The following is a 17,032-nucleotide window of genomic DNA, read 5'->3' as shown; positions in this document are numbered from 1 at the left end:
CCGCAGCCTGCCCCCGAGGTACTCACGTCATGACCCAGCCGCCGCCCCCGCCGTCCGACGAGCCCCCGCAGCAGAAGGGATTCGGCCCGCCGCCGGACCAGCCGCCGCAGCAGCCGGGCGGCTTCGGCCCGCCCCAGGCCCCGCCGCCCCAGGCCCCGGCACCGCAGCCGCCCCAGGCCCCGCAGACGCCACCGCCGCCCGCCCCGCCGGCCGGGCAGCCCCCGCAGGCGCCCCCCGGCTACGGCTATCCGGTGCAGCCGCCCCCCGGCTACGGCTATCCGGTGCAGCCGCCCGCCGGCTACGGCTACCCGCAGCAGCCCCAGCCCCCGCAGGCCCCCGGCTACGGCTACCCCGGCCAGCAGCCGAACCCCTACGGCCAGCCGAACCCCTACGGTCATCAGCCGCCGCCCGGTTACGCGCAGCCGACGATGCCGATGCACCCGCAGCCCGGTCCGCCGGCCGGCGGAGGGCGGAAGATCAACGCGCAGTTGGCGATCATCGTCGCGGCCGTCGCCGCGATCGCGCTGATCATCGGCGGCGGTGTCTGGTACGCGTCCACGTCCGGTGACGACGGCAAGAAGGACGACACCGCCCACTCCACCGGCGGCACCGGAGGCAAGGACGACAACGGCGGCGGCACCGGCGGCACGGGCGGCGGCACCTCCACCGACCCGGTCGAGAAGGCCCCCGCCGACCCCGCCTCCGAGGTCCTCTTCAAGGTCCCGGCACCCGAGGTCGCCAAGAGCACCACCGTCTCGGTCGCCGGCTCCTGGATCACCGACAAGGTGTACGCCAAGAGCGGCGTCGCCAAGATCGTCGGCTACGACCCCGCCAAGGGCACCGAACTGTGGACGATCAAGCTGCCCGGCCCGGTCTGCCAGGCCAGCGACCACATGACCGACGACCACCGCACGGCGATCACCTACCAGCCGGCCATGCCGACCAAGGCGCAGCCCGCGCACGGCTGCACGCAGGTCGCCGCGATCGACCTCGACGCGGGCCGCAAGCTGTGGACGAAGACCGTGGACGCCGGTGACCAGCCGATCAGCCTCAGCAACGTCACCGTCAGCGGGAACACCGTCGCCGCTGGCAGCACCAGCGGCGGCGGCGCCTTCGACATCGACTCCGGCAAGGCACTGTGGGCGCCCAAGCCGGGCGACACCTGCTACGACTCCGGTTACGGCGGCGGACCGAAGCTGGTCGCGGTGCGCAAGTGCGGCCCCTACGACGACCGTGAACTGCACATCCAGACCATCGACCCGGCCTCCGGCAAGGTGCTGTCCGACTACAAGATGGCGACCGGCATCGCGTACGCCAGCGTGGTGTCCACCGACCCGCTGGTCGTGGCCGCCGACGTCGGGCAGGCCGCCAAGGACGGCAGCGGCATCTCCGACTTCTTCTCCATCGACAACAGGACCGGCAAGCTCCGCATCCGCATCTCCGCGCCCAGCGACCAGTACGCGGCCACCTGCGACGGCATCACCCGGATCGAGGAGTGCCACCAGGTCGCCGTCGGCAACGACCGGCTCTACGTGGCGACCGAGGAGCACGACGGCGGTGGCGGCGGCCTCGGCCAGACCAACGAGATCGTCGCCTTCGACCTGGCCACCGGCAAGCTGACCGGCCAGCGCGCCGACGCCGGCGAGGACTACACGATCTCCCCGCTGCGCATGGACGGCACCGACCTCATCGCCTACAAGCGCCCGCCCTACGACAAGGGCGGCCAGATCGTCAGCATCGACGGCGGCTCCTTCAAGGCGACCGAGCTGATGCAGAACCCCTCCACCCAGGCGGTGCACGACGTGGAGTCGCGGATGACCCCGGACTACTCCGAGATCCTCTACGCGCACGGCCGGCTGTTCATGTCGGACGTGTTCGCCAGCGCCCTGACCGGCACCGGCGGCAAGGAGTACCTGGCGATCGCGTTCGGCACCGGCTGACGCCCCACCCGCCCCACCCCGACGGCCCCGTCCCTGCTCAGGGGCGGGGCCGTGCGCGTACCGCTCATCACCCTCGAATGTGAGGAATTTCGGCGATCCGGGGCACTTCTCGCCAGTAGGGGGCGCGCGACGTCGAACAAGCGTGTAGCTTCCGGGGGCATGCGGGGCGGGGGGCCGGAGGGGGCTTCCGCCCGTGCGGACCGGTGGCATCCACGGTGGGGCGTCCACGGGATTCCGTCGGGGGGACTGGGGGGTTGCTCGATGGGAGTGCGGCTCATGGTGGTCGACGACCACCGGCTGCTGGCCGAGGCGCTGGCCTCGGCGCTGAAACTGCGCGGGCACCGGGTGCTCGCCGCGGCGGCGCCGGCCGCGGGCGCGGCGGACCTGGTGATCAGCCGCGCGCCGGAGGTGTGCCTGCTGGGGACGGCGACACCGGCGGAGCCGGGCATGTTCGACCCGGTGGTGCGGATCAAACGGGAACGGCCGCAGGTCGCGGTCCTGGTGCTCGGCCCGGTGCCGAGCCCGCGGGGCATCGCGGCCGCCTTCGCCGCGGGAGCCTCCGGCTACGTACGGCACGACGAACGCATCGAGGGCGTCGAGCGCGCGATCATGAAGGCCCGGGCGGGTGAGGCCGCCGTGGCGCCGCAACTGCTCCAGGGCGCCTTCAGCGAACTGCTCAACCCGGTGGCCCAGCCCGACGACGAGGGCCAGCGCCTGCTGCAGATGCTCACCCCCCGCGAGGTGGAGGTGCTGGTCCGGGTCGCCGACGGCGAGGACACCCGGCTGATCGCCGCCGGCATGGGCATCGCCCCGTCCACCGCCCGCACCCACGTCCAGCGGGTGCTGATGAAACTCGGGGTGGGCTCCCGGCTGGAGGCGGCGGCGCTGGCCGCGCGGACCGGCCTGCTGGACCGGGCGGGCCCGGTGCCGCACACCGCGTCGGAGGCGGGCGCGCCGCTGGAGCCGTAGACACCACCGGCGGCGGCCCGCCTTCGCGCGAGCCACCGCCGGTCACGTGCGTCGCCGCACGCGCGGACGCCGTTCCGTCAGCTCTCAGCTCTCAGCCCTCAGCCGTGAGCCGTCCGCCGTCAGCCACCGGCCGTCAGCCGTCAGCCGCCGGCCGGCGTGTCGTCCGGGGACGTGTCGTCCGGCGCGACCTGCGGGACGGGGGCCGCCGTGGGCCGCAGCTTCAGCCAGGTCAGGAAGAACAGGCCCAGCAGCAGCATGCCGAGGCCGGTCCACAGGTTGATGTTGATGCCCTGCGACTTGTCGAGCGAGGCGTCGGAGGGGGAGATGCCGGCGATCGTCACGATGACGCCGTAGAGCACGAAGAGGCCGCCGATGATCAGGCGGATGTCGAAGAGGCGGGCCGCGGTCGTGGACCGGCTCTCCAGCTCGGTGACCTCACGCTGGACGTCCCTCTCGGAGGATCCTGAGTATTCAGACATGGTGTTCCTGATTGTCCTCTCGCAACGGCGTCAGATCGAGAAGGGGATGTAGCAGGCGGCAGCCAGGACGATCGCGCCCCAGCCCAGCAGGGCCGGCCGCCGGTACCAGGCGTCGTCCCCGGCGGCGGGCGGCTCGGTCATGCCGGGGGAGGTGGTGCCGTAGACCAGGCCCTGGAGTTCCGCCTCCGGCTTGGGCTCGGTGAACAGCGACACGACGACCATGACGACCGCGCCGGCCACGAACCCGGCGATCGCGGAGACGAAGTTGGCGCCCTGGTCGGTGGGGATGCCGATGATGTCCCGCTTGTAGAGGACGAAGTAGTTGACCATCGCGGCGGTGGTGCCGGCCAGCAGGCCCCAGAACCCGGATTTCTTCGAGGCGCGCTTCCAGAACATGCCGACGATGAAGACGACGAACATCGGCACGTTGAAGAAGGAGAACAGCGTCTGCAGGTAGCTCATGATGTTGGAGAACGACGACGCCAGGAACGCCGTGCCGATCGAGGCGAGCACGCCCACGACGGTGATGAGCCGGCCGAAGCGCACGTAGTACGCGTCGTCGCGGTCCCGCACCACGTACTTCGCCCAGATGTCGGTGGTGAACACGGTGTTGAAGGAGGAGATGTTGGCCGCCATGCCCGCCATGAACGCGGCGAGCAGACCGGTCACCGCGATGCCGAGCACCCCGTTGGGCAGCAGCTGCTCCATGAGGTACGGGATCGCGTCGTTGTACTGGAGGTCCGAGCCGGCGGTGCCGATCTTCGGCACCAGGACCGCGGCGACCAGGCCCGGGATCATCACCAGGAACACGATGAAGATCTTCGGGAAGGCGGCGATCAGCGGGGTGCGCTGGGCGGCGGAGAGGTTCTTCGCGGACAGCGCGCGCTGCACCTCGGCGAAGTTCGTCGTCCAGTAGCCGAAGGACAGCACGAAGCCGAGGCCGAGGACGATGGTCAGCCAGTTGGCGCCGAGCGGGTTGTCGCTGCCGATGCCGGTGCCGCCCCAGGCGCTGACGAAGTTGTCGCCGTGGGTCTTGGTGAGGGCGTCGGACAGTCCGTCCCAGCCGCCGACCCGCTTCAGGCTGAGCACGACCAGCGGGATCAGCGCGGCGAGGATGACGAAGAACTGGAGCACCTCGTTGTAGATCGCCGAGGAGAGTCCGCCGAGGGTGATGTACGCCAGGACGAAGAAGCCGGCCACCACGATCGCCACCCACTGCGGCCAGCCCAGCAGCGCCTCGACCACGATCGCGAGGGCGTACAGGTTCACGCCGGCGATCAGGATGGCCGCGAAGGCGAACAGGATCGAGCTCAGCAGGTGCGCGCCCCTGTCGAAGCGCAGCAGCAGCATCTCGGGGACCGAGCGGACCTTGGAGCCGTAGTAGAAGGGCATCATCACCAGGCCGAGGAAGACCATGGCGGGGATGGCGCCGATCCAGTACCAGTGGACGGTGTAGGCGCCGTACTGGGCGCTGTTGGCGGCCATGCCGAGGATCTCGGTGGCGGCCAGGTTGGCCGAGACGAAGGCCAGACCGGTGATCCAGGCGGGCAGGGAGCGCCCGGAGAGGAAGAAGTCGAGGCTGGTCTTCACCGAGCGGCGGGCGGCGAAGCCGATGCCGAGGACGACGACGAAGTAGATGCCGAGGATCGTGTAGTCGAGCCCGTTGGTGGGGAGCCGGAGCTCGGCCGCCAGTGAGGTGGCCGGAAGGATGGGGGTTCGCATGCAGCGCTCACCTTGCTTGGTGTTCTTTGTTTGATTGTGATGGTGACGAACGTGGGGAATTGTGCTTTGATGTGTTCGGTTCTGTTTAAAGCTTGATCACTGCTCGATCGCTGCTCGATCACTGCTCGACCGGTCCCCGGATCGATGCCTGGATCGGTGTACGGACTGGATGGAGTGCCCGGCGTGAAGAAGACCTCGACCCGGCTGGCCGACGGGCGTGAGCTCATCTACTACGACCTGCGGGACGACACCGTGCGCGACGCGGTGGACCGCCGCCCGCTGGAGCGCACGGTCACCACGTCGGAGGTACGGCGTGACGTGCTGCTCGGCGACGAGGTGGCGATCGCCTCGCACCGCCAGGGCCGCACCTACCACCCGCCCGCCGACCAGTGCCCGCTGTGCCCGACCCAGGGCGACCGGCTGAGCGAGATCCCCGACTCGTCGTACGACGCAGTCGTGTTCGAGAACCGCTTCCCGTCGCTGGCCGGCGACTCGGGCCGCTGCGAGGTCGTCTGCTTCACCTCCGACCACAACGCGTCCTTCGCCGACCTCACCGAGGAACAGGCCCGTCTCGTCCTGGACGCGTGGACGGACCGTACGTCGGAGCTGTCGCATCTCCCCTCCGTGGAGCAGGTCTTCTGTTTCGAGAACCGCGGCGCCGAGATCGGTGTGACGCTGGGTCACCCGCACGGCCAGATCTACGCCTACCCCTTCACCACCCCCCGCACCGCACTGATGTTGCGCTCGGTGGCGGCGCACAAGGAGGCCACCGGCGGGGAGAACCTCTTCGACGCCGTCGTGGAGCGCGAACGCGCCGGTGAGCGGGTCGTCCTGGAGGGTGAACACTGGGTCGCGTTCGTGCCGTACGCCGCCCACTGGCCCTACGAGGTCCACCTGTATCCCAAGCGCCGGGTGCCCGACCTGCTCGGCCTCGACGAGGACGCGCGCACAGAGTTCCCCCAGGTCTATCTGGAACTCTTGAGGCGCTTCGACCGGATCTTCGGCGAAGGTGAACCGCCCACGCCGTACATCTCGGCCTGGCACCAGGCCCCGTTCGGCGCGCTGGAGGAGTTCGAGGGCGTCAACCGCGACGACTTCGGGCTGCACCTGGAGCTTTTCACCATCCGCCGCACCTCCGGCAAGCTGAAGTTCCTCGCGGGCTCCGAGTCCGGCATGAACGTGTTCATCAACGACGTGCCGCCGGAGTTCGCGGCTCAGCGACTGCGAGAGGTAGCGAGTTCATGAGTGGGAAGTACCTGGTCACCGGAGGCGCGGGCTATGTCGGCAGCGTCGTCGCCCAGCACCTGCTGGAGGCCGGCCACGAGGTCACCGTCCTCGACAACCTGACCACCGGCTTCCGCGAGGGCGTGCCCGCCGGGGCCGCGTTCGTCGAGGGCGACATCCGTGACGCCGCCAAGTGGCTCGACTCCTCCTACGACGGTGTCCTGCACTTCGCCGCCTCCTCCCAGGTGGGCGAGTCGGTCGCCAAGCCCGAGAAGTACTGGGACAACAACGTCGGCGGCACCATGGCCCTGCTCGGCGCGATGCGCGAGGCGGGCGTCCGCACGCTGGTGTTCTCCTCCACGGCCGCCACCTACGGCGAGCCGAAGGAGGTCCCGATCGTGGAGTCGGCCCCGACCTCGCCGACCAACCCCTACGGCGCCACCAAACTCGCCGTCGACCACATGATCACCGGCGAGGCCGCGGCACACGGCCTGGCCGCGGTCAGCCTGCGTTACTTCAACGTGGCGGGCGCGTACGGGCACTGCGGCGAGCGGCACGACCCCGAGTCGCACCTCATCCCGCTCGTCCTCCAGGTCGCGCAGGGCAGGCGCGAGGCGATCTCCGTCTACGGCGACGACTACCCGACACCGGACGGCACCTGCGTCCGCGACTACATCCACGTCGCGGACCTCGCCGAGGCCCACCTGCTCGCACTGCGGGCGGCGACCCCCGGCGAGCACCTGATCTGCAACCTCGGCAACGGCAACGGCTTCTCCGTCCGCGAGGTCATCGAGACGGTCCGCCGGGTCACCGGCCACCCCGTGCCCGAGGTGGTCGCCCCCCGCCGGGGCGGCGACCCGGCGGTGCTGGTGGCGTCGGCCGGCGCGGCCCGGGAGAAGCTGGGCTGGAAGCCGTCGCGCGCCGACCTCACGGGGATCGTCGCCGACGCCTGGGAGTTCGCGCAGCGGCGCGGCGACTAGAACGCACAGCGCGCCCCACAGCGCGCGGCGCACACCGCATCACGCATCACGCACAACGCATCACGCACACCGCGGGAAAGGTCAGGGGCCAGGGGATGAGCGAGGCTGTCGCAGGGGCTGTCGCCGGACGGTTCAGGGAGCTGTACGGGACCGATCCGGACGGGGTGTGGGCGGCGCCCGGCCGGGTCAACCTGATCGGCGAACACACCGACTACAACGACGGCTTCGTCATGCCGTTCGCGCTGCCGCACGTCGCGGTCGCCGCCGTGGCCCGGCGCGACGACGGCGTGCTGCGGCTGCACTCGGCCGACATCGAGGCCGGCGTGACGGAGCTGCGACTGGACGAACTGGCCCCGGAGTCGGACCGGAACTGGACGGCGTACCCGGCCGGTGTGGTGTGGGCGCTGCGCGAGGCGGGCCACGACGTCACCGGCGCGGACGTCCACCTGACGTCGACCGTGCCGTCCGGCGCCGGCCTGTCCTCCTCGGCCGCGCTGGAGGTCGTGGTGGCCCTCGCCCTCAACGACCTGTTCGCCCTGGACCTCAAGGGCTGGCAGCTGGCCAGGCTGTGCCAGCGCGCCGAGAACGTCTACGTCGGCGCCCCCACCGGGATCATGGACCAGACCGCGTCCGCCTGCTGCCGGGCCGGCCACGCCCTGTTCCTCGACACCCGCGACCTGTCCCAGCGTCAGATCCCCCTCGACCTGGCCGCCGAGGGCATGCGCCTGCTCGTCGTCGACACCCGCGTCAAGCACGCCCACAGCGACGGCGAGTACGGCAAGCGCCGCGCCGGCTGCGAGAAGGGCGCGGCCCTGCTGGGCGTCGACGCCCTGCGTGACGTGCCGTTCGACGGGCTGGAGGCGGCGCTGGAGCGACTGGCCGGCGAGGACGAGGTCCGCCGGCTGGTCCGGCACGTGGTGACGGAGGACGCGCGGGTCGAGCGGGTCGTGTCCCTGCTGGAGGCGGGCGACACCGAGGCCATCGGGCCGGTGCTCACCGAGGGCCACGCCTCCCTGCGGGACGACTTCCGCATCTCCTGCGCCGAACTGGACCTGGTCGTCGACACCGCCCTGTCGGCCGGTGCCCTCGGCGCCCGCATGACCGGCGGCGGCTTCGGCGGTTCGGCGATCGTCCTGGCCCGGGCGGCCGACGTCGACACCCTCACCAAGGCGGTCGAAGAGGCCTTCGCGGCAGCCGGGTTCACCGCGCCGCGGGTCTTCGAGGCGGTGCCGTCGGCCGGCGCGCGCAGGCTCAGCTGAGCCGTTTCGTCAGCGTGTACTCCGTGATCCCCGGCGGATAGCCGGGGATCACGCACACCACCTCGTACCCCTGCTTCACATAGAACCCCGGCGCCTGGAAGTCCCAGGTCTCCAGCCGCGCCGAGGCGCAGCCCCGCTCACGGGACGCGATCCGCTCGGCCTGCGACAGCAGCCGGGACCCCAGCCCCGCGCCGCGGTGGCGGCCGTCGACCCACAGATACGTCACGTGCAGCCAGGTCGCCCAGGTGTGGCCGACCAGACCGCCCGCCAGTTCCCCGGCCTCGTCCGACACCCACACATGCAAAGGGACTTCACGTTCGCCCGGGGTGCCGCGCAGCGCGCGCAGGACCGGTGAGGACGCCGTGTTGGTCTCCCTGAGCCTGCTGCGAAGCAGATCACGCCGGACCTTGTCGACTTCTGTCTCGATGCGAAACATGCGGCTCACCATAAACGTGTCGGGCGACCAGTTCTGCAAATCGCCTTCCGCTCCCGGCCCCCGGTCGTACCCTGTGAACAGCACCGGTGGGGGCCGGTGCTGTTCAGGGGGCGAGACGGTCGGGTACGGCGCCCGCACCGGGGGTAGCAGTCCCCTGCACGGCGGCGGTCGTGCAGGAGCGGTACTCCCGGGCGCCGTGCCCGCAGCAGTCGTCCCTCTCCGAACCTTGGGGTATCCCCTGCTCTTCAGGAGCCTGGGGAAGGGGGTTTCGTGGTTCGCATTCGAGTCCTGGTCGTCGACGACCATCGCATCTTCGCCGAGTCGCTGGCCGCGGCACTGGCCGCCGAGCCGGACGTGGACGTCTCCGCGGCCGGCAGCGGCTCCGCCGCGCTGCGCAGCCTGGAGCGGGCCGCCGCCGAGGGCCGTCGCTACGACGTGCTGCTCGTGGACGCCGACCTGGGCGGCAACGTGCCGGGCCTGCGGCCCGCCGTGCCCGTCTCGGAGGGCAACGAGGACGGGCTGGTGGACGGCATATCGCTGGTCGCCGGTGTCCGCGTCGCGCAGCCCACCGTCAAGATCGTGGTCCTCGCCGAGAGGGACGACCCGCGCCGGGCCGCGCTCGCGCTCCAGGCCGGGGCCTGCGGCTGGGTGGCCAAGGACTGCTCGCTGTCGCGGCTGCTGACCGTCATACGCGGGGTCCTGCGCGAGGAGACGCACCTGCCGCCCGCCCTGCTCACCGGGGTGCTGCGCGAGCTGACCGCGGCCCGCAAGCACCGCACCGACAGCGAACGGCTGGTGGAGTCGCTCACCCCGCGCGAACGGGAGGTGCTGCGCTGCATGGTCGCCGGGCTGGGCCGCAAGGCGGTCGCGGAGCGGCTGTTCCTCTCGCCCCACACGGTCCGCACGCACATGCAGAACGTGCTGGGCAAGCTGGGCGTCCACTCCACGCTCGCAGCCGTCGCGCTCGCCCGCCGGGCCGGGGTCGGACCGGCCGACCTGGGACCCGCCGGACGGGTCGTCAGGCCGGAGGAGAGCAACAGCGCCTGAAGGGGCCCCGCGCCGTGCCGCGTCCGACGCCGCGCGCTGATCCACCGGGGATCACGGGACAGCCCTCAGCCCGGGATGTTGTCGAAGGGGGCGGTCAACTGGCGTAGCAGGGAAGCCAGTTCGCCCCGCTGGGCGCGGGAGAGTTCCGCGAGGATCGCCCGCTCCTGGTCCAGTAGACCGGCCAGGGCCTGGTCCGCGCGGTCCTGCCCCTCGGCCGTCAGCCGGACCAGCACGCCACGCCGGTCGCTCGGGTCGGGCAACCGCTCCACCAGGCCCTTCTGCGCGAGCCGGTCGATGCGGTTGGTCATGGTGCCCGAGGTGACCAGGGTCTGGGTCAGGAGCTGCCCCGGCGAGAGCTGGTACGGCGATCCGGCGCGCCTGAGCGCGGTCAGCACGTCGAACTCCCAGGGCTCCAGGGCGTGCTCGGCGAAGGCCAGCCGGCGGGCGCGGTCGAGGTGCCGGGCCAGTCTGCTCACCCGGCTGAGCACCTCGAGCGGTTCCACGTCGAGGTCAGGGCGCTCCCGGCGCCACGCTGCGACCAGCCGATCGACCTCGTCCTCCATGGCGATCAGTGTAGTGGTTGTGTCGACGTGAAGTCTCTTGACGTAAAGTCTCTTGACGTCGAGATAAATGTGGGGGGAAGGTGGACGGCATGACCACCCCCGCCTGGGACCCCGCCCAGTACCTCCGCCACGCCGGCCACCGCGCCCGCCCCTTCACCGACCTCCTGGCCCGCGTCCCCGACCTGCCCGGCACCCCGCCCCGCATCGCCGACCTCGGCTGCGGCCCCGGCAACGCCACCACCGTCCTCGCCGACCGCTGGCCCACCGCCCACATCACCGGCTACGACAACTCCCCCCAGATGCTCGCGGAGGCCGCGGCGCACGCCGGCCCCACCGCCGGAGGCGGCCGGCTCGACTTCACCCACGCCGACGCGACCGCCTGGACGCCGGGGGAGACCTACGAACTGATCGTCTCCAACGCCACCCTGCAATGGGTCGACGGCCACCTCGACGCGTTCCCCGCCTGGCTGGACGCCCTCGCGCCCGGCGGCACCCTCGCCTTCCAGGTGCCCGACAACATCGACGCGCCCCTGCACGCCCTGATGCGCGAACTCGGGACCGGCCCCCGCTGGAAGGACCGGCTCGGCGGCGTCCTGCGCCGCACGGACTCGGTGCACACCCCCGCCGTCTACCTGGACCGGCTCGTCCGCCTCCGCTGCGACACCGACGTCTGGCAGACGACGTACCTGCACGTCCTGCCCGGCGAGGACCCGGTCCTGGACTGGGTGAAGGGCACAGGCCTGCGCCCGGTCCTCACCGCCCTCGCGTCCGACCCGCAGGCGCGGGACGCCTTCCTCGCCGAATACCGCGACCTGCTCCGCACGGCCTACCCGCGCCAGGAGTACGGCACCGTGCTCCCCTTCCGCCGGCTGTTCGCCGTCGCCCGAAAAGGCACCTGATGCACGGCGCTGCCACCCCGACGCCGCTCACAGCTCCCTGAGCGCGTCCAGGGTGATGTCGATGCCGAGCTCGTAGGGGACACCCAGCTTGAGCGCGTCGTGGTGGATACCGGTCAGCGCGTAGGTCTTCGACAGCGGGTCGAGTTCGTAGACACGGACGACGGGGTGCTGGTTCGCGCCGGCCATCTCGACCAGCCAGAAGTGCGGGATGCCCGCGGCGGCGTACTTGCGGGGCTTGGTGTCGCGGTCGCGGGCCTCGGAGTCGGGGGAGACGACCTCCACGGCGAGCAGCACGTCGGCGGCCTCGAACCGGGTCTGCTCCAGGCCGGTGACGGCCTCGGCGCGCACGACGGACACATCGGGCTCGGGCCCGTTACGGCGGTCCAGGACGACGGTCATCTCGCGAAGAACCTTCAGGTCCTTGGGTACCGTGCCCCGCAGGCCGGTCAATAGCAGGTCGATCATGCGGCTGTGGAAAATCCGCTGCGGACTCACGAAAACAAGGCTCCCGTCGATCAGCTCGGTGTGCGGCGGGAGGTCGGGCAGCGTGAACAGGTCGTCCACGGTGTACCCGTCCTGCGGCGGCACCGGCCAGCGGCAGCCGTGCTCGGCGGTCGGCTCGGCGGTCATGGTTCCTCCCATGGACGGGATTCTCGGCCTGCCGCTCAACCGTAGCCGCCGGAATCCGCCCGCGTCATCACAAAGGGTGACCGCGTCAGCTCTTGCGGCGGCCTATCAGGTGGGGCTTCGCCTCCAGGCCGTCCAGGCCGTGCCAGGCCAGGTTGACCAGGTGGGCCGCCACCTCCGCCTTCTTCGGACGGCGCACGTCCAGCCACCACTGACCCGTCAGCGCCACCATCCCGACCAGGGCCTGCGCGTACAGCGGAGCCAGCTTCGAGTCGAAACCGCGGTTCTTGAACTCACGGCCCAGGATGTCCTCCACCTGGGTGGCGATGTCCGAGATCAGCGACGCGAACGTACCCGTCGACTGCGGGATGGGCGAGTCACGCACCAGGATGCGGAACCCGTCCGTGTACTCCTCGATGTAGTCCAGCAGCGCGAACGCCGCCTGCTCGCACAGCTCACGCGGATGGCCCGCCGTCAGGGAACTCGTCACCATGTCCAGCAGGCGCCGCATCTCACGGTCCACCACCACCGCGTACAGCCCCTCCTTGCCGCCGAAGTGCTCGTACACCACCGGCTTGGACACCCCGGCCTTCGCCGCGATCTCCTCCACCGACGTGCCCTCGAACCCCTTGGCGGCGAAGAGGGTGCGACCGATCTCCAGCAACTGCTGGCGACGCTCCGCACCGGTCATCCGGGTGCGACGCGCTCGCCGCGGCTTCTCATTGCTCGGAGTGCTGCTGGAGTCGGTCGCCACGCACTCCATCATGCCGCCTCGGCGGTCTCCTCCCGGCGCCGGGAGGAGACCCCGTCGGTGTTACGGCGGGAATCGATGCGCGAGCGTGACGGCCAGCGCACGTCCGAGGCCCAGCCGAGCAGTTCGAACCAGCGGATCAACCGCGCCGAGGAGTCCACCTGGCCGCGCTCCACCCCGTGCCGCGCCGACGTCGGGTCGGCGTGGTGCAGGTTGTGCCACGACTCACCGCAGGACAGCACCGCAAGCCACCACACGTTGCCCGAGCGGTCACGCGACTTGAACGGCCGCTTGCCCACCGCGTGACAGATCGAGTTGATCGACCACGTGACGTGGTGCAGCAGCGCCACCCGCACCAGCGAACCCCAGAAGAACCCGGTGAACGCACCCCACCACGACATCGTCACCAGGCCGCCGACCAGCGCCGGCAGAGCCAGCGACAGACCCGCCCAGAGGATGAACGTCCGGGAGACCGCACGCAGCGCCGGATCCTTGATCAGATCCGGGGCGTACTTCTCCTGAGAGGTCTGCTCCTCGTCGAACAGCCAGCCGATATGGGCCCACCACAGGCCCTTCATCAGCGCCGGCAGCGTCTCGCCGAACCGCCACGGGGAGTGCGGGTCACCCTCCGCGTCGGAGAACTTGTGGTGCTTGCGGTGATCCGCGACCCACCGCACCACGGGCCCCTCGATCGCCATCGACCCCATGATCGCCAGAGCGATCCGCAGCGGCCGCCTGGCCTTGAAGGAACCGTGCGTGAAGTACCGGTGGAAACCGATCGTGATGCCGTGGCACCCCAGGTAGTAGAAGAAGACGAGCAGGCCGAGGTCCAGCCAGCTCACCCCCCAGCCCCATGCCAGCGGCACCGCCGCCACCAGCGCCAGGAACGGCAGGACGATGAAGCCGAGGAGCGTGATCTGTTCGATCGAGCGCTTCTGCTCCCCGCCCAGCGTGGCGGAGGGCACGGACGGGCCGTCACTCGCCTCCGGGGCGTCTTCGATCACATCGGAGCTCGTGGTCATGGGCGTCCCCTGTGGGGTCGAGGGTCTGGAGAAGTGCCGGGCTGCGGGAACGGCGCGCAGCGCCCTACGGTTGCGTAACCTACGACATCGTACGTACGGCAGTGCGCCGGTCGGCGGCAAGAGCCCGAGATTCTGCGCGTCCGCATGGACACCTATCCTTGGAGTCGGTCGGACAGCGCGGTCCGCTCTGAATACTTCCCGGATGCCCGTCCCCTAAGCGGCAGCAGCCGCCAGGGCGGTCCGGGTTCCCCTCCGGACGAGCTTCAACACTGCAAGGAGCCGCACCTGTGAGCAGTGCCGACGACCTGACTGCAAGTGCCACCACGACCAGCACCGAACTGCGCGCCGACATCCGGCGGCTGGGTGACCTCCTCGGTGAGACCCTGGTCCGCCAGGAGGGCCCCGAGCTGCTGGAACTCGTCGAGAAGGTCCGCCGCCTCACCCGCGAGGACGGCGAGGCCGCCGCCGAGCTGCTGCGCGGCACCGAGCTGGAGACCGCCGCCAAGCTGGTCCGCGCCTTCTCCACCTACTTCCACCTCGCCAACGTCACCGAGCAGGTCCACCGCGGCCGCGAACTGCGCGCCCGGCGCGCCGCCGAAGGCGGCCTCCTCGCCCGCACCGCCGACCGGCTCAAGGACGCCGACCCCGACCACCTGCGCGCCACGGTCCGCAACCTCAACGTCCGCCCGGTCTTCACCGCCCACCCCACCGAAGCCGCGCGCCGCTCCGTCCTCAACAAGCTCCGGCGCATCGCCGCACTCCTCGAAGCCCCCGTCATCGAGTCCGACCGCCGCCGCCACGACACCCGTCTGGCCGAGAACATCGACCTCGTCTGGCAGACGGACGAGCTGCGCGTCGTACGACCCGAACCGGCCGACGAGGCCCGCAACGCGATCTACTACCTCGACGAACTGCACGCCGGCGCCGTCGGCGACGTCCTGGAGGACCTGACCGCGGAACTGGACCGCGTCGGCGTCAAGCTGCCCGACGACACCCGCCCGCTCACCTTCGGCACCTGGATCGGCGGCGACCGCGACGGCAACCCCAACGTGACCCCGCAGGTCACCTGGGACGTCCTCATCCTCCAGCACGAACACGGCATCAACGACGCCCTGGAGATGATCGACGAACTGCGCGGCTTCCTGTCGAACTCCATCCGCTACACCGGCGCCACCGCGGAACTCCTCGACTCCCTCGGCACCGACCTCGAACGCCTCCCGGAGATCAGCCCCCGCTACAAGCGGCTCAACGCCGAGGAGCCCTACCGGCTCAAGGCCACCTGCATCCGGCAGAAGCTCGAGAACACCAAGGCGCGCCTCGCCAGGAGCATCCCGCACGAGCCCGGCCGCGACTACCTCGGCACCCCCGAACTGCTGCACGACCTCACCCTCATCCAGACCTCCCTGAGGGAACACCGCGGCGGACTCTTCGCCGACGGCCGCATGGACCGCACCATCCGCACCCTGGCCGCCTTCGGCCTCCAGCTCGCCACCATGGACGTACGCGAACACGCCGACGCCCACCACCACGCCCTCGGCCAGCTCTTCGACCGCCTCGGCGAGGAATCCTGGCGCTACGCCGACATGCCCCGCGACTACCGCGGCAAGCTGCTCGCGAAGGAGCTCCGCTCCCGCCGGCCCCTCGCCCCCAGCCCGGCCCCCGTGGACGCCGCCGGCGAGAAGACCCTCGGCGTCTTCCAGACCGTCCGCAAGGCCCTGGAGGTCTTCGGACCCGAGGTCATCGAGTCCTACATCATCTCCATGTGCCAGGGCGCCGACGACGTCTTCGCCGCCGCCGTCCTGGCCCGCGAGGCCGGCCTCCTCGACCTGCACGCCGGCTGGGCGAAGATCGGCATCGTGCCGCTCCTGGAGACCACCGACGAACTCAAGGCAGCCGACACCATCCTGGAGGACATGCTCTCCGACCCCTCCTACCGCCGCCTGGTGGCGCTGCGCGGAGACGTCCAGGAGGTCATGCTCGGCTACTCCGACTCCTCCAAGTTCGGCGGCATCACCACCAGCCAGTGGGAGATCCACCGCGCCCAGCGCCGCCTGCGCGACGTCGCCCACCGCTACGGCGTCCGGCTGCGCCTCTTCCACGGCCGCGGCGGCACCGTCGGCCGCGGCGGCGGCCCCTCCCACGACGCGATCCTCGCCCAGCCCTGGGGCACCCTGGAAGGCGAGATCAAGGTGACCGAACAGGGCGAGGTCATCTCCGACAAGTACCTCGTACCATCGCTGGCCAGGGAGAACCTGGAACTGACCGTCGCGGCCACCCTCCAGGCGTCCGCCCTGCACACCTCGCCCCGCCAGTCCGTCGAGGCCCTGGCCCGCTGGGACGCCGCGATGGACGTGGTGAGCGAGGCCGCCGAGGCCGCCTACCGCAGGCTCGTCGACGACCCGGACCTGCCCGCCTACTTCTTCGCCGCCACCCCCGTCGACCAACTCGCCGACCTCCACCTGGGATCCAGGCCCTCGCGCAGGCCCGACTCCGGCGCCGGCCTCGACGGCCTGCGCGCCATCCCCTGGGTCTTCGGCTGGACCCAGTCCCGCCAGATCGTGCCCGGCTGGTTCGGCGTCGGCTCCGGACTGAAGGCACTGCGCGAAGCGGGCCTGCGGCAGGAAGGGGACACCGTCCTCGACGAGATGCACGAGCAGTGGCACTTCTTCCGCAACTTCATCTCCAACGTCGAGATGACGCTCGCCAAGACCGACCTGCGGATCGCCGCCCACTACGTCGACACCCTCGTCCCCGACGAACTCAAGCACGTCTTCGACACCATCCGCGCCGAACACGAACTGACCGTCCGCGAGGTGCTGCGCATCACCGGCGAGCAGGAACTCCTCGACGCCACCCCGGTGCTGAAGCAGACCTTCACCATCCGCGACGCCTACCTGGACCCCATCTCCTACCTCCAGGTCGCCCTGCTCAAGCGCCAGCGCGACGCGGCCGCCGCCGGCACCGACCCCGACCCGCTGCTGGCCCGAGCCCTGCTCCTGACCGTCAACGGCGTCGCAGCCGGCCTGCGCAACACCGGCTGACCGAAGCACAAGGGCGGTGCCCCCGAGCGAGAACGAAACTCGCGGGCACCGCCCTTCCGCGTCCCCGGTGAAC

15 protein-coding genes are annotated in these 17,032 nt (G+C 70.9%); 8 read left to right on the top strand and 7 right to left on the bottom strand.

Translation table 11 applies throughout. The features are described from left to right. Positions 1-29 precede the first annotated feature (29 nt). Positions 30-1,940, top strand: a complete 1,911-nt coding sequence (locus ABZT03_RS18660) for a PQQ-binding-like beta-propeller repeat protein (RefSeq protein WP_356040565.1) — start codon at positions 30-32, stop codon at positions 1,938-1,940. Positions 1,941-2,201: 261 nt separating this feature from the next. After that, positions 2,202-2,909 (top strand): LuxR C-terminal-related transcriptional regulator, encoded by a 708-nt coding sequence (locus ABZT03_RS18655; RefSeq protein WP_356040562.1) that lies wholly within the window; start codon positions 2,202-2,204, stop codon positions 2,907-2,909. Between the two features lie 140 nt (positions 2,910-3,049). On the opposite strand, the gene ABZT03_RS18650 is transcribed toward ABZT03_RS18655, so the two are convergent. Both ABZT03_RS18650 and ABZT03_RS18645 read right to left on the bottom strand, forming a co-directional pair. Further along, a complete protein-coding gene (locus tag ABZT03_RS18650; protein WP_356040559.1) occupies positions 3,050-3,388 on the bottom strand; it encodes a hypothetical protein in 339 nt (112 codons plus the stop codon). A gap of 30 nt (positions 3,389-3,418) precedes the next feature. Further along, complete coding sequence (locus ABZT03_RS18645; protein ID WP_356040556.1) at positions 3,419-5,110, bottom strand: sodium:solute symporter family protein; 1,692 nt, start codon at positions 5,108-5,110, stop codon at positions 3,419-3,421. Between the two features lie 183 nt (positions 5,111-5,293). Between ABZT03_RS18645 and galT the strand changes: the two genes are divergently transcribed. The 3 genes from galT (at position 5,294) to galK (ending at position 8,573) form a co-directional block, all read left to right on the top strand. Then, positions 5,294-6,355 (top strand): galactose-1-phosphate uridylyltransferase, encoded by a 1,062-nt coding sequence (gene galT, locus ABZT03_RS18640; RefSeq protein WP_356040553.1) that lies wholly within the window; start codon positions 5,294-5,296, stop codon positions 6,353-6,355. After that, positions 6,352-7,314, top strand: coding sequence for a UDP-glucose 4-epimerase GalE (gene galE / locus ABZT03_RS18635; RefSeq protein WP_356040550.1), 963 nt, complete (start codon positions 6,352-6,354; stop codon positions 7,312-7,314). Before galT ends, galE begins: the two co-directional genes overlap by 4 nt. Positions 7,315-7,409: 95 nt before the next feature. Further along, on the top strand, positions 7,410-8,573 hold the full coding sequence (gene galK, locus ABZT03_RS18630; RefSeq protein ID WP_356040547.1) for a galactokinase: 1,164 nt from the start codon (positions 7,410-7,412) through the stop codon (positions 8,571-8,573). Here the strand turns inward: galK and ABZT03_RS18625 are convergent. After that, a complete protein-coding gene (locus ABZT03_RS18625) occupies positions 8,566-9,021 on the bottom strand; it encodes an N-acetyltransferase (protein ID WP_356040544.1) in 456 nt (151 codons plus the stop codon). The two genes, galK and ABZT03_RS18625, sit on opposite strands and share 8 nt — an antisense overlap. A 258-nt stretch (positions 9,022-9,279) precedes the next feature. On the opposite strand from ABZT03_RS18625, the gene ABZT03_RS18620 reads away from it, so the two are divergent. Continuing rightward, positions 9,280-10,056: a response regulator transcription factor gene (locus tag ABZT03_RS18620; RefSeq protein WP_356040541.1), complete on the top strand. Its 777-nt coding sequence runs from the start codon at positions 9,280-9,282 to the stop codon at positions 10,054-10,056. Positions 10,057-10,121: 65 nt separating this feature from the next. Here the strand turns inward: ABZT03_RS18620 and ABZT03_RS18615 are convergent, their stop codons facing one another. After that, entirely contained in the window at positions 10,122-10,619 is a 498-nt protein-coding gene (locus tag ABZT03_RS18615) for a MarR family transcriptional regulator (RefSeq protein WP_356040539.1), read from the bottom strand. Between the two features lie 89 nt (positions 10,620-10,708). Here ABZT03_RS18615 and ABZT03_RS18610 point away from each other — a divergent pair, with 89 nt between their 5' ends. Further along, positions 10,709-11,518 (top strand): trans-aconitate 2-methyltransferase, encoded by an 810-nt coding sequence (locus tag ABZT03_RS18610; protein WP_356040536.1) that lies wholly within the window; start codon positions 10,709-10,711, stop codon positions 11,516-11,518. Positions 11,519-11,545: 27 nt separating this feature from the next. Here the strand turns inward: ABZT03_RS18610 and ABZT03_RS18605 are convergent, their stop codons facing one another. From ABZT03_RS18605 to ABZT03_RS18595, 3 genes are all read right to left on the bottom strand, one after another. Further along, positions 11,546-12,148, bottom strand: a complete 603-nt coding sequence (locus ABZT03_RS18605; protein ID WP_356040650.1) for a Uma2 family endonuclease — start codon at positions 12,146-12,148, stop codon at positions 11,546-11,548. An 85-nt stretch (positions 12,149-12,233) separates the two neighbouring features. Continuing rightward, a complete protein-coding gene (locus tag ABZT03_RS18600) occupies positions 12,234-12,911 on the bottom strand; it encodes a TetR/AcrR family transcriptional regulator (protein ID WP_356040533.1) in 678 nt (225 codons plus the stop codon). Next, a complete protein-coding gene (locus tag ABZT03_RS18595; protein WP_356040530.1) occupies positions 12,908-13,918 on the bottom strand; it encodes a fatty acid desaturase in 1,011 nt (336 codons plus the stop codon). The genes ABZT03_RS18600 and ABZT03_RS18595 overlap by 4 nt, the downstream gene beginning before the upstream one ends. A 287-nt stretch (positions 13,919-14,205) precedes the next feature. On the opposite strand from ABZT03_RS18595, the gene ppc reads away from it, so the two are divergent. Continuing rightward, positions 14,206-16,959, top strand: coding sequence for a phosphoenolpyruvate carboxylase (ppc, locus tag ABZT03_RS18590; protein ID WP_356040528.1), 2,754 nt, complete (start codon positions 14,206-14,208; stop codon positions 16,957-16,959). Positions 16,960-17,032 lie beyond the last annotated feature (73 nt).

It is taken from the genome of Streptomyces sp. NPDC005574 (assembly GCF_040605435.1).
GTDB lineage: Bacteria > Actinomycetota > Actinomycetes > Streptomycetales > Streptomycetaceae > Streptomyces.
This window is presented reverse-complemented; position numbering and strand designations above follow the sequence as displayed.